The organism is Bacillus sp. UMB0893 (assembly GCF_002858905.1).
Lineage (GTDB): Bacteria > Bacillota > Bacilli > Bacillales > Bacillaceae > Bacillus_P.
Genome location: NZ_PKLB01000001.1, coordinates 170,305 through 193,829, shown reverse-complemented (window position 1 = coordinate 193,829; position 23,525 = coordinate 170,305). Strand labels below are relative to the sequence as shown.

Below are 23,525 nucleotides of genomic sequence, written 5' to 3'. Positions count from 1 at the left end.
TCTCCCTTTACTCTTTCATTAATAAAATAACGGAATAAACAGCAGCTGCAGCGATATATGTGCAAACATGTGCGACAGTACCGCATATTCAAATCCTTTTTTCCAGTAGAGGTAACCGAAGAACAGACCCCCAATTCCATTCAGCAGGAAGCATCGAACCAGGATCATTGAAGTTAAATCCCCAAAAACAAGTGATGTAAACGGCAAATGAGCAGCAGCAAACACAAGTGCAGCAATGGTAATTGAAATCCAGTAATATCTTTCAGGCATCTGTTCACTCTTTCTGGCGAACACTTTTTGAAAAATCAACACAAGCAAACTAACCAGGAACAGCCTTAGCAGCGTTTCCTCAAATACTCCCCCCGCTAACACACCTGCGAACAATCCCAGCCATGAGAATTCAGGTGTTATATCGTTCAATCCCTCGATATAAGACCGGAAATAAAATTTATCTGCTCCGATGATAATAAAGCCTGTCACTGCTCCCAGCACAATAGACAGCAGCATCGATTTTCCATTTATCGAAATTTTTCTCCTTTTTTCAAATAATGACTGTAAGATTTCAAAAGAAAAACCCGTATTTCGTGCGAGTTTTATTCCAAAAAAGGCAATAAGAAAACTCAAGATGAATAACTGGAGAGATGTAAGCAACATTAAAACAAACATAGAAGTACTGCCTGTCATTTCCTCGTATTCTCTTAATGGCATCGCAGCTTTTAATGCTTCTAATTGATAAGGCAATAAGAAGAAGCCTGATATAAAACAAATAAAAGCTATAAATAGTGCGATTTTGATATCCGATCTTTTCATCTAGCTCCCCCTATTTCAACTCACTTTCTCTCGTCTCCTTTTGACTCAGGAATCACAATTGTTGCTATGTTTCTTCCTGTTCGCTCAGGAGAAGGTTCATTTATCATGGCTTTTTGAATAAGTGTGGCCATCCCTTTCATCAAATCCATAAACTCGGAATCTGATAAGTATAAATTGGCGACACTGAAGCTTACACCATCCTTGACCAAATCCACATCATTCTGCTTTAAATAAGTCTCATACATCCCAAGAAGCTGTGTTGTAAAATTCATAAATAATTCCAGATGCTCCTCTTTAGATAAATGTAAAAGATCTTCTTGAGAATGAACTGCAGGTTCATTAAGAGCATATACTTTTTCAACAGTTCCTCTAATTGGATTTTCTTGAACAACTTGAATGATGTTGGCTTCAAGAAGTTTATTTAGATGTCTATATAACGTCGCCTGAGGAACATCTTTAGCTCGTTCAGATAATTGCTGAACCGTCATCTCCTTTCGGTTCAATAAAGATTGCACAATTTTCATTCTTACAGGATGTAAAATCAAATTCATTTTTGCGTTATTCAAATTAAACCCTCCAGCTTACATTATTATCATTATTAATAATGATAATGTTTTATGAAAAAAATGTTTCACAACATTCTATTATCAACTTTGATAATAATATATTTATTGAAAATAATCAACTCAGCGTGCGATCTCAATTGGTGATATTCAAGCATTTATCACATCTGATTTGATTCTTGTTATGGATCAAGGAAAAGTGATTGAACAAGGAACACATTCAGAACTATAAATGGTTTCTACGCAGATCTTTATAATAGTCAATTTTCTGAAAAAGTAGCAGGATAATAAGAAAGAGGCTCAATTTCAAAACGAAAACGAGCCTCTTTTTATACAATTATGTCCATATATTGTAGTAGAGTAAAACCTGTACTCTGGCGGTGAATTAACGAATTTATACACAACTTCGATCCAAATTCTATCTGCATTCATTGTTTCTACTGACGTTGGCTCGACTGATGGGCAAATAGTTGTTGATCCAGAAGCAGGAGTAAATGCCCCCATAAATACTAAAGCAAAGGCATTGGCTAATGCAGATTAATTTCGAACTGTTTTAAATTTGCTCACGTGTACTAATCATTTCATATGGTATAATAATCCAAAATGAGAGGGAGGTTTAAAAATGAACGGTGATGCAATATTTGCCTTTTTTCCGATTATAACGATTCTGATTTATATAGCTCCTGTTGTATTTGCAATTTGGTTTCTTTTAAAATTTCTAAAAATACAACAGGAAAAGAATCTTATTCTAAAAAATATATCTGAAAAACTAGATAAATCTAATAATACTAATTCTTAATTTCCAACTGAAAGAGTAAATCGCTCTTTCTTTTTAATTTCTCTCCAAATTTTCCTTGTGCAAGAAATGAGCATGATTGTTGAAGATATTGTTTAAACCTTATTCAAGGTAAGCACTCAATACTTGTATAGGAACTTAATTTAAAGGACCTCTTATCCACTACTCCCAATAATTCTCCATTAACTCAGATGCCCATTGAGGCTGTTTTGTTTCCCTTTTTGGCAAAAATTCTTTCATAACAGGTTTTATATCGATTATTGGTGTACCATCTATTGCATCTAATCCTTTGACTATTAAGGAATTTCCTTCTTTATTAATTAACTCAACAATTGTTGCCCCTATTTTATTTGGGCGGTTCTTTCCTCTTTGTGCAAAAATACCTACTTTAGGAAAGTCTTCATTATTTCTGGGGTGTCTTGAGGTATATTGAATGTTTTCATCTGGAACAAGGTGAAATAGGTATAATATTTCTAAATGACTAAATGATTCAATCCCATCTAGACAACTCATATCCAAATCTTTTTCTAACTTTATTTCTGAAAGAACTTTCCCCCAAAAATCATCTTCTGGTACTTTACGTTCGTTGTAAACTACCCCAATAGAATTTATGGTAAACATACTCATCATCACCACTTCCTTTATAGGAAAATAATAACACTTCCTTTTTTGATGTGGTATTACAAATTATGTAATAAAAGTAATAACTTTTCCTTATCTTATTATTGACTGCATATAGCTGCTGTTTAAAGACAATCATTATTTTTAAGTATAAACAAGGTTGCTCTCATTTGGTTTGGTAACACACTTCCTCGGAGACCACTTATACGATTTTAACAGGACAGCATATTCAGGATCGCCTGAGGCCATTTTGTTTTGCTGAACGTCTTCCATTTTCGACCAATTGCGATTTTTTCTGATTCTCCCCGCTTTTTATCGCAGTCCCTAATTTAGCTCTAGCTTTTTCTAATCCGCCATATCCAGGGACTATCCATTTTCTGCTGATCTACCTCATCCGCCCAATCATAATCTTGGAAAACAGCGGCCAGTTAATTTTCAGATTTGGTAGCATTTTCTCATTCCTGCTGTTTTCCAGTTAGAAATAAAAAAAGCTGCCCTAAAGCAGCTCAAAAAATTTTTATACCTTATTGGAAGTTACAGGTGTTAAATTATTTCATTCGGATTTTTGGGCTATTATTGTACTATGCACTTGACTAACTGCTGTTTGAGCTTGTGCAATTTCATTAGCAGCTTGTTTGATTGCTTCTTGTGCTAAAGTTGGGTCCGAAGCAGACTTCTCAATCGCTTGGTTTAGTAAATTTTGTGTTAAGGTAACATTTGCTTTAGCTTGATTTAATTGATTAACATCAATTTGCTGGTTATTTTGTGTCATTCGAATCTCTCCTTATTCTTAATTAAATTTACTTCTGTATTTTGACCCTGTCTTAAACTTTTATTATGGGTAACAAATACCAATAACTTAAATGTCACAAAGAAAATTCAAGTTAGATTCAGAAGCACCAAGAACATCGAAATTATTACCCATCAAATCATTAGTTTTGTTTGTTCGATTATCCATTAAGGAAAGGTATCATTGTTTTTTCTCGTATAACCTTTCTAGATTTTTCTTTTTCATTTCTTTTTAGAATTTACCCTACAGTCCATTTAAATTTTTGTATAAAGTAAAAACCTTTGGAAAACATACACTTATATTAATTTGACTAGCAACAAGACAGGAATATCTCCAATAAGCGAGATGGGTGAGAGTATGTCTAAACAAGGTATGCAAAATTTGAATCAAACAAGAGAACAAATCGAGAAACAAGATAAAAGAAATGGTATCGACTTTGAAAATGAATATCAAATTGGTAACACAAGCTCACATAGCCCAAAAAAAGCGGACGTCAAGCAAATAAAAAATAACCTCAATTTTTTGAGGTTATTTTTTCCTTATTTCACTATACACTGCATTCTAAATTAAACGAACTGCTAATATGTCATAGGCGAACAAGTGCTTACCGCTAGCGGCAGGACTATCAAAAGGATTAATCCAAGATTTGTCTTCATTATAGAATTACGTATAAGAAGTCAGAATTGTTTTCATTTTTTCAAACAATTATTCTTTCACACATGAACGTGTTCTTTTATTATCGTTCCTTTTACCTTTCTGTCCATCTCTTTTTTCACAAGCATCAGAACAGGAAGTCCGCTTAACGTGACAAGCATGAGACATCCAAACAGAATGAAAGGCTGACTGACTCCGTATGAATCCAGTAAAAGTCCGCCAATCCAAGGACCGAGAACATTTCCGAATTGGGTGAATCCCATTGCTCCAAAATACGTTCCCTTCATATCAGGGTTCGAAATATCATCAATCAGGACGTCCATCATCGCAAAAAGAAGAACTTCACCTATCGTAAACAAAACAACAAGGAAGCCTATCATCCAAATTCCCTTCACAAATGCAAAACTGAACAGACTCAGTCCAATAAAAAGATTCCCGGCCATTAAAGATGTGATAGGCGAATATTTCTTGGCGATTCGAATAATTGGATACTGGATCATCAGCACCACCACAGCGTTTAGTGACAAAAGAATTGAAAAGGTTTTTGCTCCATCTGCGATTTCAGGTGACAGGGCAAAATACTGCGGCAGCGTGGAGGTAAGCTGAGAGTAGCCTGTTGTACAAAGGATAATGCCAATCAAAGATAAAAGGAGCAGCTTATCTCTTCTTGTTACATGAAACGCTTCACGAAATGCAATTCGGCTGGTTTGAATTGCTTGATTAGAAACGTCTGTTTTCATAAATGTAAGCAAAAGAGAACTCCCGTATAAAAAGTAAATGGCTGCAGCAATAAAAAAGGGATAGGTCGTTTTAGCTGATCCAAGGAAAATACCAAGGATTGGTCCAAATACAACTCCTATATTAATAGCAGCATAGCGCAGGTTAAAAATCATCAGCTTATTTTCGGGTTCGGTAATGTCTGATAACAGCGCTCTTGAGGTTGGTTCAAAAACAGATTTGCACACCCCGTTCAGCGCATTCATGATAAAAAACGCAAGGACACTGTCCGCCATTCCAAATCCAATAAAAACAAGAACCCAAACAAAAATGGAAGTCAGCAGGACTACTTTCCGTCCCAGTTTGTCAGATAAATAGCCTCCATAAAAGCTTGATAGTATTCCAGCAAGCGAGCTGACTGCAATGATCGTTCCTGTCATTGCGGCAGATACATCTTTTACTTGAGTTAAATAGATAGCTAAAAATGGGATGCTCATTGAGGTCGCCATTCTGCCAAAAATGGTGCCTACTAAGATGTTCCATCCAAGCGGGTGAATTTGTTTTAAGTGTTTCATATTATGTTCCTCCATCTTTTGCTAAAAGCAATTTTACCACATTTTAGAATTTTTAGAATCCTGAAAATGGAGGATCAATCTCAATCTTAAGTAGGAGATTGCAAACCTTATATCGAATGAAAGAATGATGACGTTTTTTCAAAAAGGCAGGGAGGTTTTTTGATGGCAGAAAGATATCCGGTTTTAGAAGGGGCAGAACCATTTTATTTCGAGGGAAATCATGTTGGCATTCTCATTTCACACGGCTTTACTGGTTCTACTCAAAGCATGCGCCCCCTAGGTGAAGCTTATGAAAAATCAGGTTACACAGTATGCGGTCCAAGATTGAAAGGCCACGGAACACATTATGAGGAAATGGAATCAACGACTTATGAGGATTGGATTGCATCCTTGGAAGAGGGTTATCAATGGCTAAAAGAGCGATGCGATACCATCTTTGTCACGGGTCTTTCCATGGGTGGTACTCTTACTCTTTACATGGCGCAAAAGCATCCAGAAATTAAAGCAATCATTCCAATAAATGCAGCGATTGAAATACCAACAATGGCAGGCGCTCAGCAAGTTCAGGCAAGATATCTTGACGCCATCGGATCAGACATTAAAGATCCTGCAGTGACTGAGCTTGCTTATGAAAAAACACCTGTTCAGTCTATGAGGGAGATCATTAAGCTGATGGCTATCGTGAAAAACAATCTGCATGAAATTTCGTGTCCTTCTTTAATTTTTGTCTCCTCAGAGGATCATGTTGTTCCGCCGGATAATTCCCGCATCATTTATGAGGAAATATCTTCAGCTGATAAAAAGCTGATCACACTGGAAAATAGCTACCATGTGGCAACACTTGATCATGATCAGCAGCTGATTATTGACGAAACGCTTGGCTTTATTGAAAAAGTGCTTAATCAGACTGCGGTATAAATACAGAACGGCTCTATCGATTAGTTGATAGAGCCTTATATTTCACCATGATGATGAAGACTGTCTCTCCTTTATTAAATCTTGAGTGCTCCTGAAATCCCGATTTAATATAAAGACGAATGGCTCTTTCATTAAAGGAAGCAACTGTTAACCGCAGTGATGTGAAAGGAAAAGCATGCTGAATGTGATGCAGAATGTATGAAAAGAAAAAATACCCCATTCCTTTTCCTGTTCTGCCCGGTTCAAGTCCGAGCCCGATATCAATCATATCCTCTGAGTAGGTTCCATTCGGGACTCGAGCTGATTCTCCTAAGCAAAAAAAGCCAACCAAGCGGCCGTAAATGTCGACAACCGCATAATAGGAGCGATGAAGCATTTCATGAATATTCCCACCGGTAAGGTCATTGTTGTAAAAATCATATGGAGGCTCATATCTCCAAAGAAGTATTTCTGCAGCCATTCTCCTGTCCATCTTTTTTATAAACAGATGCATTACCCCCACATCCTTTTAAGCTCATTCCTGTTGTCTTTTAAATATTGATTCCGTTCTTAAGTCAGTTTAAAAAATAACTGTTTTCGAATTAATTGTTGTTTTTGGATATATATTGCACCTGTGGATTTCCGCTGCAGGCACTTGCTATCCGCGGGGAGGGATGGGAGCCTCTATTTCCCGCAGGAGTCACGTGCCTTCCGCTACAATCCACTAAAGGTTTTTTTACGAAAAGAGTCTAAAAAACAAATGACTGCAAAGACTCCAAGTAAAAGTAAACCTAAGTATAAGAATAGAGGGAAAAGAAACGCTACCGCTTCTATATCAACAGCACCTTTACATTTTATTAAGCATGCAGACAAATCATCATGATCTCTTGTAACCTTTCATTCTCAGTATTTTAATTAGATAGAATAAGATACAGATGATACAGATGATAAAGCTGATCTGCAAGGATAGCACTGGCACTACAGCCATCATCATTCCATCCAGATAATCACCCATTCCGGTTAAAAAAGAATGATGCTTGCTGATACAGACAGAATAATCATGCTGATGTATCTTTTCAGGATGGCCTGCCTCCATTCTCGGGTCAGGGAGCGTGTCAGCCTCAAGCAGATGGAAAGTCCTTCGAACCGAAATACCGTTCTGCAAGAATCTTGCGGTGATGAATTTCATGCCCTGCGATAATAAAAGCGATCGCCCTTACTGTCACTTCAAAACCATTGGCATTCCCCCATCGCACCCAATCTTCTTCTTTTAACCCTTTTAGCAAATACAGGGTTGACTGACGGACTGCAGAGAGGGTCTCAAGCAGTTCTTCCATTGGCTGCTGATTAAAGTCTGCTTGAAGTATATACGCGTTTTCATCGTAGCCTGGCATTGCAACGGAATCTCCCCTTGCAATCGTTAAAAGCCTATACCCCATTATCCTCTCCGTATCAACTATATGGCCTATCACTTCTTTTATGCTCCATTTGCCTGTTTCGTACCTGAAAATTCCTCTTTGGTCAGACAGATTGGCAAGCAGTTTCGTTGTTTCAATGATTTGCAGCTTTAGAATTTGTTCGATATCTCCTTCTGGTATTAAGCTGATGTAGTCAGAATAGTATGGAGCATATTCGTTTTGTTCAGGCCGTTTATTCATGTTTCATCATCCTTTCTTTCTTTCATAGCTTATTTTTGAAGTGACACATTACTGTGCATGAGAAGAATTTATTTCTTATTCTCCATATCAGGGAAGAGATCAGAAGTACACATCCGGCAAAAGCCCCAAAAAATTGATCCAGATAAAGATCATCCGTTTTCAGATAGCTCTGAATTCACTAATTCCCCTCCTCCACTCTTTTTCATACTTTTATGTACTACCCTTCGTATGTGTCACTACTACATACGATTTAACCTCTTTAAAAGTTGCGTAATTCTGAATTAATATTAAAATGATACTGAAAAAACCGTCACCAGCTCAAACTGGTGACGTTTCCCTTTAATTTCCTGTATAAAGATAATAATCCTGAACATGAAAAGCTTTAAATCCGCAAGACTCATATAGCTTAAGCGCATGGGCATTTTTAGCCTCAACCTCTAGAAAAATCGAATAGCCATTGCCATGTTCCTTCCTAATGACATTCTTTAAAGCTTTTCTCCCAATCCCTTTCCCCTGATATTCTGGAAGGATTGCAAAACCATAAATCCAAGCTTCTTGATTTGAATGGGAAACACGCATTTTTCCGACCGTTTTGTTTTTATACTCTATCATATGAAAATCTTGATCTTCTTCTCGTTTGATTGATTGATAATGGTCTGCAGCTTCCTGTTCCAGTAAACCGAAACATTTTACATCCAGCATAATTTCAACTGCAAGGTCTTCAGGTGCAGACGGTCTCAGCGTGACACTTTCATCATATGCAGCTTCCGTTTCCGACCATTTCATTTGGTATTCTGAAATGGAAAATTCACTTGGAATTGTTTTAAGAAAGCCCTTTGCTGCTTCAGAGTTTGCAGGAGCATTTAATAGTATTTCCCTGACTTTTCTCTCCTTGCAGGAGGCAAGAGAGGCATTCATCAGATTTGAAAAAATTCCTTTTCTTCTGTACTCCGGTTTTACCATGCCGCATATTTCGACTTTATTCCCAAAATGATAAACACCTAGAAAAGCTGCAAGCTTTCCATCTTCATAATGAAGGAAATCATTGCTTTCATTCCCTCTTCGGTTTCGGAGCATCTCCCAATTCAGTTTTAATTTTATTAAATCTGCGGCTTCGCATTCCCGCTGAAGTTCTTGTATCTCAATTTGTTCGCTGCTCGTTAACATTTCGTTCCTCCAAAAGTTATTCATTTCCTGTCTACTATTCTGTATGGGGGAACGAAATTCCTTTTTAAAAGTCAAAAGAGAAGGAAAACAGGGTATTAACTAGAATAGGTCATATATAGGAGGGATTATCTTGGAACAAACAATTATGAAGCACATGGAGATTGTAAGAGGAATTACCGAAAGTTCACTTAATCGAATTCCAGAAGAAAAATCGGATCTTATTCCGCAAGGCTACAACAATAATATCCGCTGGAACTTAGGGCATATTGCCTACATACAGGAAAAGCTTGTCTTTGAACTGGCAGGTGCCAAAACGGGTATACCTGGATATTTCAAGGATTTTTTTAGTGCTGGAACAAAACCAGCTGAGTGGGAGGGGACACCTCCATCATTCACTGAAATTTCAGAAGTGCTGATTGACCAAAAAAACAGATTGCATACATTTATACCTGATCATTTTCATAAAGAATTGGCAACGCCATTCACTAACCGTGCAGGCATAACCTTCTATACGGTAGGCGAGACATTCCTTTTCAGCTTTTATCATGAGGGTATGCATATGGAGACGATTAAAAGGATTTACCGGGCAATAAAGTAGAAAAAAGGATGCCATAATGCATCCTTTTTTACTGATTCCAAACATGCATGAGCACTTTATTGATGACTGCAGCAATTCCGTACATCCACGCTAATCCTATTTTATCAGCTAACAAAAGAAAGATAATTGGAAGGCCAAATACAATAACCTCTAGTATTAAATGAAGTCCAGGTGAAAGCAAAATTGCAGCTTTAGGAGAACCAAATAACCCCCACACAACAGCAATTACAAGAGGTGTGCCAATTCCCAGTATGCCTTTTAGGAACCATGTATTTACTGCTTTGAATCCCCAATAACCTGCAGCTGCAAGTGCGCACAATTCGAGGATAAAGCGAAGGGCTAAATTGGCTGTTTTAAGCCCAAGCAAAAAACTCATATTACTATCTCCTTAATACATATTTATCGACTCTTCTCCCATTTCAGCCCTCCATCGCAAGAAGGACATTTTTTAAGTCTGCACCTTTTTCACAGGAACTGTAGGGAAAACTTCTCAAATAATCATGCCATTGTTTTCAAGGTTTCTCAATATATCTGTTTGTCGTTATCGTTTTAAATTGGGCAAAATAAATCGGATTTGATAACTTCATTAAAGCTTTTACGAAAATTTCCCCTTTGCCTCTGGGTTTACTTTCTATTTCAATAAAAATAACTTTCCAGTACCCCTTTTTTACTTTCTATTTAAGAGCATTTACTTTTCCAATTCGATGCAAATACTTTCTTTTTCCCAAACACTTCCTTAATACGGAGCTGAAAACTAACAAAAAAAACCTCAATTCAGTTGTTCCCACTGGATTAAGGTTTTTGTTTTATTTAAACCATCCCTTTTCTTTCGATTGGGATATGGCTTCTATTCGATTTTTCACTTCCAGCTTTTCAAAAATAGTTGAAATATAATTCCGGACTGTTCCAGCTTTAATGCTTAATTCTTCAGCAATTTCTTTTGTGTTCATTCCATCTGCTACGAGTTCCAAAACTTCTTTTTCGCGTTCTGTCAGAGGATTTTCCTCACTGTATACATCGTCCATCAGCTCCGGCGCATAGATTCTTCGTCCAGCCATGACACTGCGGATGGAACTTGCAAGCTCTTCACTTGGACTATCTTTTAATAGATAGGCGCTTACTCCAGCTTTCACTGCCCGCTGAAAATAACCAGATCTGGAGAAGGTTGTTAAGATAATGACTTTACATCCTTCTGATTTCAGCTGCTCAGCTGCTTCAAGTCCATTCATCCCCGGCATTTCAATATCTGTAATACATACATCCGGATTCAGCTGCTTCACAAGGGCAATGGCTTCTTCACCGTTGCCTGCTTTTCCTACTACTTCCATATCATCTTCCAAATTGAGCAGCGACCCTAATGCTCCCAAAAGCATCTGCTGATCTTCCGCAATGACTATTCGGATCATATGAGCTCCTCCTTATCTGTCTGTTTTACGTCATTTGGCACTTTAATCACTAATGTTGTCCCTTTTTCTGACCTGATTTCAAGGCTTCCGTTGACAAATTCCAGCCGTTCTTTCATGCCATTCAAGCCATTTCCTTTTGTAAAGTCGCCTTCAGTCACACTGCCGATTCCATCATCCCGAACGGTAAGAACAATACCTGCCCATGTTTGTTCAACTGAGAAATAGACCGTTTTTGCCTCACTATGCTTCACAACATTATTTACCGCTTCTTTCAAACACATGCTTAAAATATTTTCAGTCAGCAGAGATACGTTTGATAGTGCTGCATCTTGCTCAACCACAAAATTGATTTCAGCTGCTTTTAATATTTGTTTTACACGGATCATTTCCTCTTTCAGGCGTATGCCGCGCATTTGCGAGACCATTTTCCTTACTTCATTTAAAGCCGTTCTTGCAGTAGCTTGCACATCTTTTAATTCATCACGGGCTTGTTCAGGATCCTTGTATATCAATTTTCTGGCCAAATCACTTTTCAGCCCAATAAGAGAAAGTTTTTGTCCCAGCGTATCATGCAAATCACGGGCGATCCTCTGACGTTCTTCAAGCTTCACAAGCTCCGATATCTTCTTGTTCGCATCTTCCAGCTTTTCTTCCAGCTGCCCTCTCTCCTTTTTATTATAGATATTAAACGGGAGAAGAATGACACTAATGCACGTTATAATAATAAATGGCAGCTGTTCCAAGAAAGACGCTTCCTGAATGATAATGCTGAAATTAATGGAAACTGTTGTACTGACTAAATGGATAACATACAGAGTAATAAACGCAATGCGATCTCTGACATTCCCTATTAGATAGGCAATATAAAAAGCAAAGTAGATATAAGTGAACAAATACATTGAAGTGAATGAAATCGCGATTAAAAGACAGGTCCAAAGGTAAACGGGCCAGCCTTTTGAAATAAAAGCAAGCCGGAAAATTATGAAAAATAAAATGGTTAAAGAAATGCCAACAATGATTTCAGCCGTTGAGGAAGATTGGAAAATAAAATAAAAGGGCAAAATGCTTAAAACCGCCCATATATAAGGCGAAATCCCGTTATTAATATACCTTTTAATCATGATGGAAACCTCTTTTTCAGGTAATCTTCTTAGTTTTATTTTATCATAATAAAACACATGCAGCCTATTAGACTGCATGTATTTTCCAATTTATTATACTTGATGACTGCTTCTCATTTTAGAAAGAGCTTTGATCTCTTTATAACCGACAAACTTTTTGCTGTGTTCATCCCATAAACGGAACTTTAATGACTGCAAGCTTGTTGCAAGTGTAATGGTCGGTATGTTCTGAAGAGGTTCTGTATTGTTATGCGCCTCTTCCAATCGATAGTTCGGAACCCTCGGGCTCAAATGATGAACATGGTGGTAGCCGATATTTCCTGTCAGCCATTGCAGAGGCTTCGGAAGTTTATAAAAAGAACTTCCTTCAACTGCTGCTTTCACGTAATCCCAGTTTTCATCTTCTTCAAAATAAGAATCCTCAAATGTATGCTGTACATAGAAAAGCCATACTCCCAGAGATCCCGAGATTAAGAAGATTGGAACTTGTACTAAAAGAAACGCTTCCCATCCAATTGCCAAACAGAGTGCTCCTGCTAATGCTGCAATCATTACATTCGTAAGGTATGTGTTCATACGCTCACCAGGTTTTGCGCCTTTTTTATTAAAACGATTTTTAAATAGAAAAACATAAGTTGGTCCGAGTCCAAACATGACAAGCGGATTTCGATATAGACGATAAGCGATTCTGCGCCACATAGGTTCTGCCAAATATTCATCGACCGTAAGAACCCAAATGTCTCCAGTGCCGCGTTTATCTAAATTACTGCTTGTTGCATGGTGAATGGAATGATCATGCTGCCATTGACTGTATGGGAATAAGGTTAAAACACCAGTGATCGTTCCCACAATTTTGTTTGCTTTGCGGTTTTTAAAGAACGAGTGATGACAGCAATCATGAAATATAATGAAGATTCTTGTTAAAAATCCTGCTGCGATAACAGTTAGTCCAAGTGTCAGGAAATATGAAATCGACAGACTTTGATACGCAAGGAACCATAGTAAAATAAATGGTCCTATCGTATTGATCAGCTGCATAACACTAGCTTTCGTATTTGATTTTTCATATGGAGCTACTTGTTTTCGTAAATTTCTTTGCAATTCTTTACTCATGTTTTTGATTCCCTTCTACATAAGGTAATTCAAATTATAGAGATGTTCGATCCAATTGTGCAGACATAGGTGTCATGCTGAATACATGATAAATGTCATATATGAAATGGAGGGGATTTCCACATTCATTTTTTAACATTAAGGGCGATTCTATACCTGCTTTTTTAAATTGAAAAAACCAATAAATATCATTTCAACATTTTATATTTTTTTATTTTAATTTTTTGAAGGATATTGATATCCGCTCTAGAATTTAATACATGAACAGTACGTATGTTCTATCAAAACCAAATCGGATAGGAGCTAAAAAAATGTATAACACGGTGCAAGGCTTTATCGAGGATTATAAAAATGAAGCAGCTGTCACAGGAAAGTTACTTGAAACATTAACAGATGCGTCACTAAAGCAAGAGACTGCCCCTGGATATCGGTCACTCGGTGAATTGGCATGGCATCTTGTTCCAAGTGAAAGCATGTTTGAACCGATTGGATTGAAGATTAAAACTGCTGAAAACAGCGAACAGCCAGCTAATGCAGCAGAGATCACTGAACAATACCGGATGACTGTTCAATCCATTTTAGAAGCTGTCCAAGAATGGAATGATGAAAAGCTTCAAGAAACAAATGAAGTGTTTGGTTTTCAGTGGAAAAATGGGATGACATTATCGATTTTCGTCAAGCATGAAATTCATCATCGCGGACAGCTGACTGTTCTGATGCGTCAAGCTGGTCTTCCTGTCACTGGTGCATATGGGCCTTCAAAAGAAGAATGGGCTGAAATGGAAGCTCCGTCGGTATAAAAATTTATTATATGTATTGAAACAAGTATGAAGGTTTAAAAAACGGCCTTATTGGCATCTATTCTGCCAATAAGACCGTTTCAACTTAATTATGAAATTTAACACGTTCTTCTAATGGACTAAATTCTTTGTCGCCTGCTGGTGCAGTCGGTTTGCCAAACGGCATTTGAGCAAATAGCTTCCAGCCTTGAGGAATATTCCATTCACTTTTTACTTCTTCGTCAATTAATGGATTATAATGCTGCAGCGATGCTCCAAAGCCTTCTAGCTCTAAAGAAGTCCAAATGACAAATTGCAGCATGCCGTTCGATTGCTGTGACCAGAGCGGAAAGTTATCTGCATAAGCTGCAAATTGCTGCTGCAGCGATTCGACTACAGCTTGATCTTCGAAGAAAAGAACGGTTCCATAGCCGCTGCCAAAAGCATTCATTTTTTCTTGAGTTGGTCCAAACTGATCAGCTGGCACAATTTTTCTTAGCGTTTCTGTTGTGATATCCCAAAATTTCGAATGATTTTCTCCCATTAGAACAACAACCCGTGCACTTTGAGAATTAAATGCTGAAGGGGTATGCTTAACCGCATGCTCAATCACTTCTTTGATTCGTTCGTCTGAAACAACCGCTTCATTGCTTATGCTGTAAATGGATCGTCTGCTTTCTACTGCTGAATAAAAATCTTTCGTTTGGGTCATTCCGTTCGTCTCGTTCGTTGATTCTCCAAATATTTTTTGCAATAGTCCCATGTTGAACCTCCACTTTGAATTTATTTTTTTAGATTATCAGTTGTATATTGTTTCCAGAAGGATCTGAGGTTATAATCTCACCGTTTTTTTCTTTAACAGGAGCACCTATTTTCGTCAATTGCTGGATGACTTTAGCTCTTGCTTCCTCACTTGGGAAGACAAGTGTGAACTTTCTTAATCCTACGCTGTTTACTTCAGGTGCAGGTGCACCCTCTCCTGCCCATGTATTTAATCCAATATGGTGATGATAGCCCCCTGTTGACATAAAGAGTGCCTGTTTACCGTATCGGGTAACTACTTGAAACCCAAGTCCTTTTTCATAAAATTCTTCTGTATTCTTCAGATGGGATACGTGCAGGTGAATATGTCCCATTACCGTTTCTGCAGGCAGAACACTCCATGCTTCACCTTTTCCTTCAGCTAGAACACTTTGGGCGTCAAGCGGTTCGGTGGCCATAGACACTTGGCCATTTTGCCACGTCCATTCTGAAGCTTTCCGATCTGCATAAATCTCAATCCCATTTCCATCAGGATCATTTAAATAAAGCGCTTCGCTAACGTAATGATCTGATGCTCCAATTGGATAGCTGATATTAATTAAGTGCTGAAGCACTCTTCCTAAATCTGAGCGCTTAGGCAGCAATAGCGCAAAATGATACAAACCTGTCGTATTGCGTTGTTTAGGTACAACATTTTCTGGCTGTTCAAGAGACAGAAGAGCTTTTTTGCCGTCTGCTGTCAGATTAGCGCTTCTTTCAGTCTGATTAAGGATTTGAAAACCAATTACTTCTTGATAAAACGCTAATGCGCGTTTTAAATCTTGAACCTTGATGCTGACTTGACCAACAAACGTATGTGGATGGCGATGAAATTCCATGTATTTTTCCCCCATTAGAAAAATTTTAACTTTATTAAAATAAGTAAGTTACTTTATGTAAGTAATTATATTTTTGTAATTTCAGATTGTCAAGCAACAATTTAATAAAAAGCAGAGACAGGTAGTTTTCTAAAGAATTTTCTAATTTAACATAGACTTCCCTTTTTAATTTTGGCTTTGAATAAGCCCGCTCATGCGTATTTCCGGTCGTTATTTTTCCCGCGCTTGCACTGACAACATTTATTCACGTTCCTTATATTGCCCGCTATGATCTCATTTATCTAATTTGTCTAGTAACACAAATCTTGATCAGCAGAATTGGGAGCTTGTCCATATCGGCAAAATCAGCTCCTGGCTTTTGTTTTAATCGTCAGTTTTATGATTGTGGCAGAGCTTAAACATGTGAAGGAAAACAGGAGGAATGAGTAAGATGTTTCCATACAATGAAAATGGCGGCTCCAATTGGAACCGCCACTTTCATTGTATACTGATATGCAGAAGATTTCCCAAAAAATAAAAGCACCACTAATTAAAGTAATGCCGCCATTTTTTATTCCATTCTATCTTACACGAGGCTATAATCTCGCATCTCCATATACCGCTCAAGCTTTCTTTTTACTCGCTGGAGAGCATTATCGATTGATTTTACATGCTTGTTTAATTCTTCTGAAATTTCAACATAAGATTGGCCGTCCATGTATAATGCGAGTACTTTTCTTTCTAAATCACTTAGCATTTCAGCCATTTTCAGTTCAATGTCCAGTGCTTTTTCCTGATTGATAATCAATGTTGCCGGATCCAAAGTTTTTGTTCCGGGAATCACGTCCAATAGCGTGTGGTTATCATCTTCAAAAAGAGGCTTGTACAAAGAAACATAGGAATTAAGAGGGGTGTGCTTTTGACGGGTAGCTGTTTTGATTGCTGTGATAATTTGTCTTGTAATACAAAGTTCTGCAAACGCCTTGAAAGATGACTGCTTGTCCGCTTTGAAATCACGAATGGCTTTGTAGAGGCCAATCATTCCTTCTTGAACAATATCTTCTCTTTCTCCGCCGATAAGAAAATACCTGCTGGCTTTTGCCCTGACAAAATTACGATATTTGCTGATTAAAAAATCAGTTGATTCTGAGTCTCCTTCTTGAACAAGCTCAAGCAGAACCTCATCCGCTAAATCAGCATAATTTTCAGCCTTCCTCACTTCAAATGTAACACTCATACAGATCCCTCCGCAGATTTCATGATGATTACTGACCGACTCCAAAAACTAGCAACAAGAAGTATGATAATAATATCGCAGATAGACGATTAAAGATATGCACAAATATCGACTCCTGCTTACAATCAGAGTCATAAAGAATGAAAAGCTTGCATGTTTTATGAAATCCCTGTCGAAAGTATAGTAGTTTTTGCTGAAATTTGTCAGTATTTTGTGTATAAAAAGAGGTTTAAAATCTTCATTATTGTTTATAAGATAATTCCAAAATTTTGAAGGAATTCTGCTTTATTGATTGAATTACAGGAGAAGAAAGAATATAAGTCTGGAGGGTTTATGTTAAAAATCCTAATACTACTAACAGGTCCGACCTTTATGATCACGCTCGGTCTGCTCGTTTTTCAAAATGTTCCATTAACCTTTCTTCTTTTCTATGGCTGGCTGGTGCTTGTGCCAGCTGTAAGTTTGCTTAAAAATCATTCAAAACCTGTTTGGGACAAATTTATCACAAGAGAATCCATTTTGGCAGGTTTCATAAGCGGGACAATTTTTCTAGTCTTAATCATTGTCATTGTCTCTATATTTTCCGAATCTTTTTTTGAGATTCCCAGACTTCAGCAGTTATTAATAGACTGGAAATTCACAGGCGACAATGTTGTTTCGCTTATCTTCGTTTTGCTTCTCGTTAATCCTTTTTTAGAAGAATTTTACTGGCGGGAATACATGCATCAAAAGTTCTTCTTTAAACTAGGTTCTTTCAAAACCGTACTGATCACCTCATCCTTCTACAGTCTTTATCATTTGCTGTCGCTAATTCCGATGTTTAGCTGGCCATTAAATGTTCTCGCGATTCTCCCTGTCTTTTTTGCAGGTATTCTTTGGAGCTGTTTCCGCATTAAATACGTTTCAATTTTTGCTCCAGTTCTCAGTCATATTCTTGCAGACTTAGGGATCATGCTTGTCTATTTGAAATTCTTTTATGTATAAAAAAATGGCGGTTCCTCTATGGAATCGCCACTCGTTTTTATCCGAAAAATTCCTTTCTTTGCAGGGCTGCGCTCTTATCTGAAACGGATTTAGCAGAAAGATAAACACCTAAAATGACAAAGATGCCTCCGGCTGTCTGATACCACATTAGTTGTTCACCTAAAAATAACACGGCAAAGATAGATGCAAATACGGGAATCAGATTAAGAAAAATACCCGCTTTATTCGCCCCGACATTAACAACTGCTGTATTTCTGCTTTCCTGCAAAAAATAAAGAAGAATTGTTTGATAGTAATGCAATTCCCGCCATGGGAATATAGTGAATTTATTTCAAGGAGAAAAAATAAGTAAAGCTTCTTATAAGAGGACTTATCAGAGGATTATGCAAAGGCCTGTCTAAAATATGTAAAAGCCTCCAACTATTTTGGAAGCTTTCACTAATTCTCTTGGTAATCCCCCATTCACTCCCGATCAAACATGTACTTTTTATTACGGAAACTGATGCTGAAAATCAGCCCTATTGCCAGCATATTGCTGATCATCGAGCTTCCTCCATAGCTAATAAACGGTAGAGGAATCCCTGTTATCGGAAGCAGGCCAATCGTCATTCCCGCATTTTGAAACACGTGAAAGGCAATCATTGAAACGACGCCAGTACAAATGTATGAAGTAAAAGGATCTTTGACATCAAGAGAAAGGCTGATGATGCGATAGATTAATAAAAAATAGAGACTTATGACAAAGCTCGCACCGGCAAAACCATATTTTTCACCAATAACGCTAAAAATAAAGTCAGTGTGCCCCTCAGGTAAATGAACGTTGCCTAAGCTTGCTTCTTTCCCAGTAATCAAACCAGATCCAATCGCAAGCATGGATTGATATAAATGGTACCCGTCTCCCTCTTTAAATTCTTCAGGATTAAGCCAGGAATAGATTCTTCCAAGCTGATATTGCCTAACCCCAATCATATTCAAGAGATCTGGCTGAAACACGATTAGATAAATAAGCAGTCCTCCAATAGAACCTGCCAAAAGAAAAATTGGCAAGATCACTTTCCACGATATTCCTGAAACAAGCATCAGCCCTGCGAAGATTGCCAATAATACTAAAGACGTTCCTAAATCCGGCTGCTGCATGATGATGGCAATGAGGGCTAACGTAGCCATCCCCATTTTAGTTAAAAGAATAATATCTGTCTTTAAATCTCTAAACACATATTTCATATGATGTTTTGCAATAATGTGGCTAAGGGTTAGAATAAGTGCAATTTTTGACAGTTCAGATGGCTGGAGTGAGCCTATTTTAGGGATTTGAAACCAGCTTTTCGCCCCGTTTATTGGCCGTGCAATCGATTCAGGAGCGATAATCAAAAAGATAAGCAGCAGCATCGCAAAACCATAGGCAAACCAGTGAATCCTTTCAATCTGCTCCATATCGAAATACATTACAGCCAGAATAATTCCGCAGCCCACGATATACCATGCAATCTGCTTAACCAGAAAATTTTCATTATACTGTCCAAAATCTTGTGCGGTGTTGATTGATATAAAACTAATAATTGAAAATAAAAAAAGAATAAAAACCAAACTAAAGTCAAAAGGATGTTCATTTTTTTCCATCTCCCGCAAATCCCTTCAATTCCTCCTATAGTAAAATCCAAAAACGACTGCGGATCGGCAGCCGTTAACTATGTACAGATATCCTGCTGATCATACTGTCTTGTGCCCCATTTATTACAAGTTAATGTGAGAGATGTGACCACAGTTTGAAAGTCCACAAGAACTTCCAGGTTATCAGCCTCATTTCATCAATTGACCACAACTATCCCTGCAAAATAAACAATGATCAATGCACCATATAGGAATCATAAGTGCAGTCTCTTCTTATATATAAACGTAAAATTAGATGAAAAGGTTTCATAAAAGAGAATATAAAAAATGAAGCAGACACTAATTATAGTGCCTGCTTTCCTTTTCCTGTGCCTCTATATTTAATAACCTTAGGATATACCCGATTTCGTCCTGCTTTTTTAGCTTGATATAGTTTTTCATCTGCCCTGCTGTATAATTCGTCCATGGACATGTCGCACGAAAATTCATTATTGGAGGCTACACCGGCAGAAAAAGTGATCTGCTTTTTAACGGTATCTTTTAAAAACAAATGATTTTCAACCGATTTTCTTAGCTCCTCACCAATCGTGTGAGCATCCTCAAATTTAATATTTGGAAGCAAAACGGTAAATTCTTCTCCGCCATTTCTTGAAATAATCCCTTCCTGACTGAGTTCATTTCTTAAAACGTCTCCAAATTCTTTTAAAATCTTGTCCCCGGTTAAATGACCGTGCTCATCATTTATTTTCTTAAAAAAATCAATGTCTATAACAAGGAGTGATAAATGATTTATTCTTTTCTCTTTGAAGTGCTGAATTTGCTCGTTAAAAAACTGATCAAATTTTCTAACGTTATTTAATCCGGTTAATGGATCTTTCATTGCTTCTCTTTTAAGTTTGCGATAACTCTCATTTGTTTCATAAGCATACCTATACGAGTAAAAGGTGAATAGAGATGCAATGGAACTGATGATGATAAAATAGATCGCTACCGTCCAGTCTGTTAGTAAATACACCAAAAAAATCGAAGTAACTCCGATACAGAATACATTTAAGTAAACCCATTTTTGGATAAAAGATTTCTTTAGGTAAATCCAAATAGCTGTTGAGCCAGCTCCAATCAACAGCACATTAAGTACTCCATTCAGAGAGTAATAATTAATTCCAAACATAGAAAGCCTACCTATCACAATAATGATGGAAGCAATAATGGCGGATACGGGTCCGGTAGTAATCGTTGCCAATATAATCGCAATGTATCTTAGATCTATAATTAATCCATTATCAATTCTAACGCTGTAAATCATAAGGATAATTCCTAAAGCACCTGTCAACATTCCGATTGTTGCTTTTAGCAGAAAATCTGAATCTATCGTTAGTTGTTTATCTTTTAATAAATGGCCGCCTATGAAAATAAAAAAACCAATGATCGCAATATTTGCAAACATAGCATACAACATTTTTAAAAATCCCCTATCATTCGTTATTACAAATATGTATTATAACCCCAAATTCGAATTATAGAAACAAATTGTTCTATAAATTACAAAACTTAACATTAAACAATGAAAAAAGCCCTACAAAATGAAGGGCTTTTTCATTAAAAAGAGCTGATTTATACAGTTTTATTATCTTTATATTGAACTGATCTGGAATATTACTAGTACTAAAGTTCCATCTCTCTATCAATCACTTTTTATAATATTCTTCAATTAGATCTAAAACTCTGACATAGTATGTATCTTCATGAAGCACAAATCTGCTTTTATCCACATTCATGTGGACTGTTTTTCTAACTCCGTTCTGATTGATTTCAAAACCATCCACCTGGAGGCTCGTTCTTTTGCCGGCAAGGAGCTCTCTAAACAAGATCAATTCTGCTCGAACAATCCCTGATACTTCTTCTTCCTGAAGAATAAAATTGTCAAACGATTGTGTGTAAGGATATAAGAAAACATGTGCAATTTCATTATCTAAGAGGTCCTTATTTGATACACAATATTTAACAACATCTAATAAGATTAGCTCTGTAAAATCAACGTGAATGCCAATTTCCTCTTGTACTTCTCTCGTTCCATCTTCAATTGATTCATCTGCCAATATATGACCTGCAGCAGTAATATCAAAAAGACTTGGGTAATCCTTTTTTTCTTTGCTGCGAAGCTGAAAATAGAGGTATAAAGTGCCGGTTTCGATCCTTGTAAACCAGCAATGAAACGTTTCATGCCAATGGCCAAATTTATGTACTTCCTCTCGAGCAGCTATTCCAATAGGTTTATGATTATCGTCAAAAATACGCAATAACTCCTGTTCTATTTTTTGCAGACCTCTCAATCTTCAAATGTGATTCTTTTCATTCACAACCTTCCTATAAAACCCTAACGCATCAACAAGAAATTCAATATCATACTTCGTCTTTTGATGGATACGTTCAGCCCATTCCTCTATTGTATTTGCAGGTGCATCATTATATAAACCATTATTTGTGCTTAGGAAGCTTTTCCAATTATAGAACTCCCAATGAGCGGTTTCATTTCCCCGCTTTACTCTTTTCTCCAAAAGCGGTTTCGATTTAATCAGGTTTTGAGAACATTCTGCTGCCGCTAAGAACTCAGTCATTTCAATAGGTGCTGTTTGATAGGTTTGGTTTGACATTTTCCCATTTGGTCGATGATAGGTAACTTTAACGTTATCGTCGCATGGGTCAACTTCGACTGCTGCAGCCGGGAAAAACCCTTCTAGTCTATCATTTGTAAAATCTTCAGCCTCTCCATCAATTAATATCGGATTCAGCCATTGATCACCTAAATCACATAAATATCGTTTTCCCATTTCATCCAATGCGATTGCTGCGACATGCGCACGGCTTGTTTTCAAATCATGGCCAATCGGATACGCCTCAATTCCCGCTTTTGTAAATTCATCTAATAGCCAAATCGTTAAGTCAAAGCAATTTCCGCTTATTCCATACTGTTGCCAGTGCTCTTTCATTAATGAAAGCTCCCGTTGTTTTTTTATACCGGCTTTATTGAAATACCACCCTTTTGTGAGTGTTTCCATTGGATATTCATCAAAATTTCTCCATACAGATAAGATGGCATTTGAAGCAAGCAATCTAATCACCTCTTAATGATTAAAAAAGATACACACTGACTGCGAACAAAAATTGGGCCAGAAAATAAGTGCTCATCACCATATAATCCCTGTATTTTAAAGAGGATTTAAAACGATCCCATGCGAGCGTTGCATCTGACAAATAAAAGAATAAAGCTGCTGCGATAACAAAACCTTGACTGCTTAAAAAAGACATCCCTGTCATCACAGAAATGACCGTTATATATAAGGATACTGCTACTACCATAGCACGTCCCCCTTTTTCTTTTACACCATTTAAAAGAAGTCTGAAGAATAAAAGAGCGAGCAATGCAAGCATTAGCCAGATCAGCACGTTCAAATCATCCAGCTTTTGACTCCACTCAGCCATAAAAGCAGCAGCATAGATTACATGGGCAATAAAAAACGAAATTAATCCTTCTAAAAAACGATCAGTCGGCAGCATAAGAAAAAGATCTCCGGCTAGCGAAAAAAGCAAGCCAAACACAATCAAGATTCCATATTTGCCTGCACCTTGCAGGTCTATCAATGCAACTCCTATGATTAAAAGCATTGTTCCTGGCTTTAATACATAAATCCACTTTGCTTTCTTGAGATAAATGGCGGCCATATAGGCGGCAGCTGAAGCAAATACAAGTAAAGATAAGATAATGATGGTCATCTCTTTTTCTCCTAAAAAAGAACCCGGTTTCCCTG

The 23,525-nt window shown here is 37.3% G+C and carries 28 protein-coding genes; 6 read left to right on the top strand and 22 right to left on the bottom strand.

Going from position 1 to position 23,525, the window contains the following annotated elements:
• Positions 1–18: 18 nt before the first annotated feature.
• The gene (locus tag CYJ36_RS00940; RefSeq protein ID WP_101563938.1) at positions 19–810 is read right to left on the bottom strand and encodes a CPBP family glutamic-type intramembrane protease; all 792 of its coding nucleotides are present in this window, start codon (positions 808–810) and stop codon (positions 19–21) included.
• 20 nt (positions 811–830) lie between these two features.
• Positions 831–1,376: a helix-turn-helix domain-containing protein gene (locus CYJ36_RS00935; protein WP_101563934.1), complete on the bottom strand. Its 546-nt coding sequence runs from the start codon at positions 1,374–1,376 to the stop codon at positions 831–833.
• Positions 1,377–1,995: 619 nt separating this feature from the next.
• On the opposite strand from CYJ36_RS00935, the gene CYJ36_RS23475 reads away from it, so the two are divergent.
• Positions 1,996–2,172: a hypothetical protein gene (locus tag CYJ36_RS23475; RefSeq protein ID WP_180849984.1), complete on the top strand. Its 177-nt coding sequence runs from the start codon at positions 1,996–1,998 to the stop codon at positions 2,170–2,172.
• Positions 2,173–2,331: 159 nt separating this feature from the next.
• Here the strand turns inward: CYJ36_RS23475 and tsaA are convergent, their stop codons facing one another.
• The 3 genes from tsaA to CYJ36_RS00915 all read right to left on the bottom strand — a co-directional run bounded on the left by tsaA (position 2,332) and on the right by CYJ36_RS00915 (position 5,526).
• Positions 2,332–2,796 (bottom strand): tRNA (N6-threonylcarbamoyladenosine(37)-N6)-methyltransferase TrmO, encoded by a 465-nt coding sequence (tsaA, locus tag CYJ36_RS00930; protein WP_224773330.1) that lies wholly within the window; start codon positions 2,794–2,796, stop codon positions 2,332–2,334.
• Positions 2,797–3,343: 547 nt separating this feature from the next.
• Positions 3,344–3,562, bottom strand: coding sequence for a hypothetical protein (locus CYJ36_RS00925; RefSeq protein ID WP_101563931.1), 219 nt, complete (start codon positions 3,560–3,562; stop codon positions 3,344–3,346).
• A gap of 731 nt (positions 3,563–4,293) precedes the next feature.
• Complete coding sequence (locus tag CYJ36_RS00915) at positions 4,294–5,526, bottom strand: MDR family MFS transporter (RefSeq protein ID WP_101563927.1); 1,233 nt, start codon at positions 5,524–5,526, stop codon at positions 4,294–4,296.
• A gap of 162 nt (positions 5,527–5,688) precedes the next feature.
• Between CYJ36_RS00915 and CYJ36_RS00910 the strand changes: the two genes are divergently transcribed.
• Positions 5,689–6,444: an alpha/beta hydrolase gene (locus CYJ36_RS00910; RefSeq protein WP_101563926.1), complete on the top strand. Its 756-nt coding sequence runs from the start codon at positions 5,689–5,691 to the stop codon at positions 6,442–6,444.
• Positions 6,445–6,457: 13 nt separating this feature from the next.
• On the opposite strand, the gene CYJ36_RS00905 is transcribed toward CYJ36_RS00910, so the two are convergent.
• The 4 genes from CYJ36_RS00905 to CYJ36_RS00890 form a co-directional block, all read right to left on the bottom strand.
• A complete protein-coding gene (locus tag CYJ36_RS00905; RefSeq protein WP_101563924.1) occupies positions 6,458–6,937 on the bottom strand; it encodes a GNAT family N-acetyltransferase in 480 nt (159 codons plus the stop codon).
• Between the two features lie 363 nt (positions 6,938–7,300).
• The gene (locus tag CYJ36_RS23955) at positions 7,301–7,519 is read right to left on the bottom strand and encodes a hypothetical protein (RefSeq protein WP_101563922.1); all 219 of its coding nucleotides are present in this window, start codon (positions 7,517–7,519) and stop codon (positions 7,301–7,303) included.
• Between the two features lie 25 nt (positions 7,520–7,544).
• Positions 7,545–8,081, bottom strand: coding sequence for a DinB family protein (locus CYJ36_RS00895; protein ID WP_101563919.1), 537 nt, complete (start codon positions 8,079–8,081; stop codon positions 7,545–7,547).
• A gap of 339 nt (positions 8,082–8,420) precedes the next feature.
• A complete protein-coding gene (locus CYJ36_RS00890) occupies positions 8,421–9,248 on the bottom strand; it encodes a GNAT family N-acetyltransferase (RefSeq protein ID WP_101563917.1) in 828 nt (275 codons plus the stop codon).
• A gap of 130 nt (positions 9,249–9,378) precedes the next feature.
• Here CYJ36_RS00890 and CYJ36_RS00885 point away from each other — a divergent pair, with 130 nt between their 5' ends.
• On the top strand, positions 9,379–9,846 hold the full coding sequence (locus tag CYJ36_RS00885) for a DinB family protein (RefSeq protein ID WP_101563915.1): 468 nt from the start codon (positions 9,379–9,381) through the stop codon (positions 9,844–9,846).
• A 28-nt stretch (positions 9,847–9,874) separates the two neighbouring features.
• Here the strand turns inward: CYJ36_RS00885 and CYJ36_RS00880 are convergent, their stop codons facing one another.
• From CYJ36_RS00880 to CYJ36_RS00865, 4 genes are all read right to left on the bottom strand, one after another.
• Positions 9,875–10,222, bottom strand: a complete 348-nt coding sequence (locus CYJ36_RS00880; RefSeq protein WP_101563913.1) for a YrdB family protein — start codon at positions 10,220–10,222, stop codon at positions 9,875–9,877.
• Between the two features lie 430 nt (positions 10,223–10,652).
• Positions 10,653–11,252, bottom strand: a complete 600-nt coding sequence (locus tag CYJ36_RS00875; protein ID WP_101563912.1) for a response regulator transcription factor — start codon at positions 11,250–11,252, stop codon at positions 10,653–10,655.
• Positions 11,249–12,373, bottom strand: a complete 1,125-nt coding sequence (locus CYJ36_RS00870; protein WP_101563910.1) for a sensor histidine kinase — start codon at positions 12,371–12,373, stop codon at positions 11,249–11,251. The genes CYJ36_RS00875 and CYJ36_RS00870 overlap by 4 nt, the downstream gene beginning before the upstream one ends.
• Positions 12,374–12,466: 93 nt before the next feature.
• Positions 12,467–13,486 (bottom strand): fatty acid desaturase, encoded by a 1,020-nt coding sequence (locus CYJ36_RS00865; RefSeq protein ID WP_101563908.1) that lies wholly within the window; start codon positions 13,484–13,486, stop codon positions 12,467–12,469.
• A 311-nt stretch (positions 13,487–13,797) separates the two neighbouring features.
• Between CYJ36_RS00865 and CYJ36_RS00860 the strand changes: the two genes are divergently transcribed.
• A complete protein-coding gene (locus tag CYJ36_RS00860) occupies positions 13,798–14,286 on the top strand; it encodes a DinB family protein (RefSeq protein WP_101563906.1) in 489 nt (162 codons plus the stop codon).
• An 85-nt stretch (positions 14,287–14,371) separates the two neighbouring features.
• On the opposite strand, the gene CYJ36_RS00855 is transcribed toward CYJ36_RS00860, so the two are convergent.
• Positions 14,372–14,977, bottom strand: coding sequence for a nitroreductase family protein (locus CYJ36_RS00855; RefSeq protein WP_224773447.1), 606 nt, complete (start codon positions 14,975–14,977; stop codon positions 14,372–14,374).
• A 79-nt stretch (positions 14,978–15,056) separates the two neighbouring features.
• The gene (locus CYJ36_RS00850) at positions 15,057–15,905 is read right to left on the bottom strand and encodes a VOC family protein (RefSeq protein WP_101563902.1); all 849 of its coding nucleotides are present in this window, start codon (positions 15,903–15,905) and stop codon (positions 15,057–15,059) included.
• Positions 15,906–16,117: 212 nt separating this feature from the next.
• Here CYJ36_RS00850 and CYJ36_RS23360 point away from each other — a divergent pair, with 212 nt between their 5' ends.
• On the top strand, positions 16,118–16,303 hold the full coding sequence (locus CYJ36_RS23360; protein ID WP_142382679.1) for a hypothetical protein: 186 nt from the start codon (positions 16,118–16,120) through the stop codon (positions 16,301–16,303).
• A 167-nt stretch (positions 16,304–16,470) separates the two neighbouring features.
• Here the strand turns inward: CYJ36_RS23360 and sigH are convergent, their stop codons facing one another.
• The gene (gene sigH, locus CYJ36_RS00845; protein WP_101563900.1) at positions 16,471–17,121 is read right to left on the bottom strand and encodes an RNA polymerase sporulation sigma factor SigH; all 651 of its coding nucleotides are present in this window, start codon (positions 17,119–17,121) and stop codon (positions 16,471–16,473) included.
• 333 nt (positions 17,122–17,454) lie between these two features.
• Between sigH and CYJ36_RS00840 the strand changes: the two genes are divergently transcribed.
• Entirely contained in the window at positions 17,455–18,105 is a 651-nt protein-coding gene (locus CYJ36_RS00840) for a CPBP family intramembrane glutamic endopeptidase (RefSeq protein WP_101563898.1), read from the top strand.
• 37 nt (positions 18,106–18,142) lie between these two features.
• Here CYJ36_RS00840 and CYJ36_RS00835 read toward each other — a convergent pair whose 3' ends face one another.
• From CYJ36_RS00835 to CYJ36_RS00810, 6 genes are all read right to left on the bottom strand, one after another.
• Complete coding sequence (locus CYJ36_RS00835) at positions 18,143–18,406, bottom strand: DMT family transporter (protein WP_257962354.1); 264 nt, start codon at positions 18,404–18,406, stop codon at positions 18,143–18,145.
• A gap of 161 nt (positions 18,407–18,567) precedes the next feature.
• On the bottom strand, positions 18,568–19,725 hold the full coding sequence (locus CYJ36_RS00830; protein WP_180849982.1) for an FtsW/RodA/SpoVE family cell cycle protein: 1,158 nt from the start codon (positions 19,723–19,725) through the stop codon (positions 18,568–18,570).
• 334 nt (positions 19,726–20,059) lie between these two features.
• Positions 20,060–21,175 (bottom strand): GGDEF domain-containing protein, encoded by a 1,116-nt coding sequence (locus CYJ36_RS00825; protein ID WP_101563892.1) that lies wholly within the window; start codon positions 21,173–21,175, stop codon positions 20,060–20,062.
• A 229-nt stretch (positions 21,176–21,404) separates the two neighbouring features.
• Positions 21,405–22,049 (bottom strand): NUDIX hydrolase, encoded by a 645-nt coding sequence (locus tag CYJ36_RS00820; protein WP_257962353.1) that lies wholly within the window; start codon positions 22,047–22,049, stop codon positions 21,405–21,407.
• A gap of 3 nt (positions 22,050–22,052) precedes the next feature.
• Positions 22,053–22,829: a hypothetical protein gene (locus CYJ36_RS00815; RefSeq protein WP_257962352.1), complete on the bottom strand. Its 777-nt coding sequence runs from the start codon at positions 22,827–22,829 to the stop codon at positions 22,053–22,055.
• A gap of 19 nt (positions 22,830–22,848) precedes the next feature.
• Positions 22,849–23,490 carry a lysoplasmalogenase gene (locus tag CYJ36_RS00810; protein WP_101563889.1) on the bottom strand — a complete coding sequence of 214 codons (642 nt, stop codon included), beginning with the start codon at positions 23,488–23,490 and terminating at the stop codon, positions 22,849–22,851.
• Between the last annotated feature and the right edge of the window lie 35 nt (positions 23,491–23,525).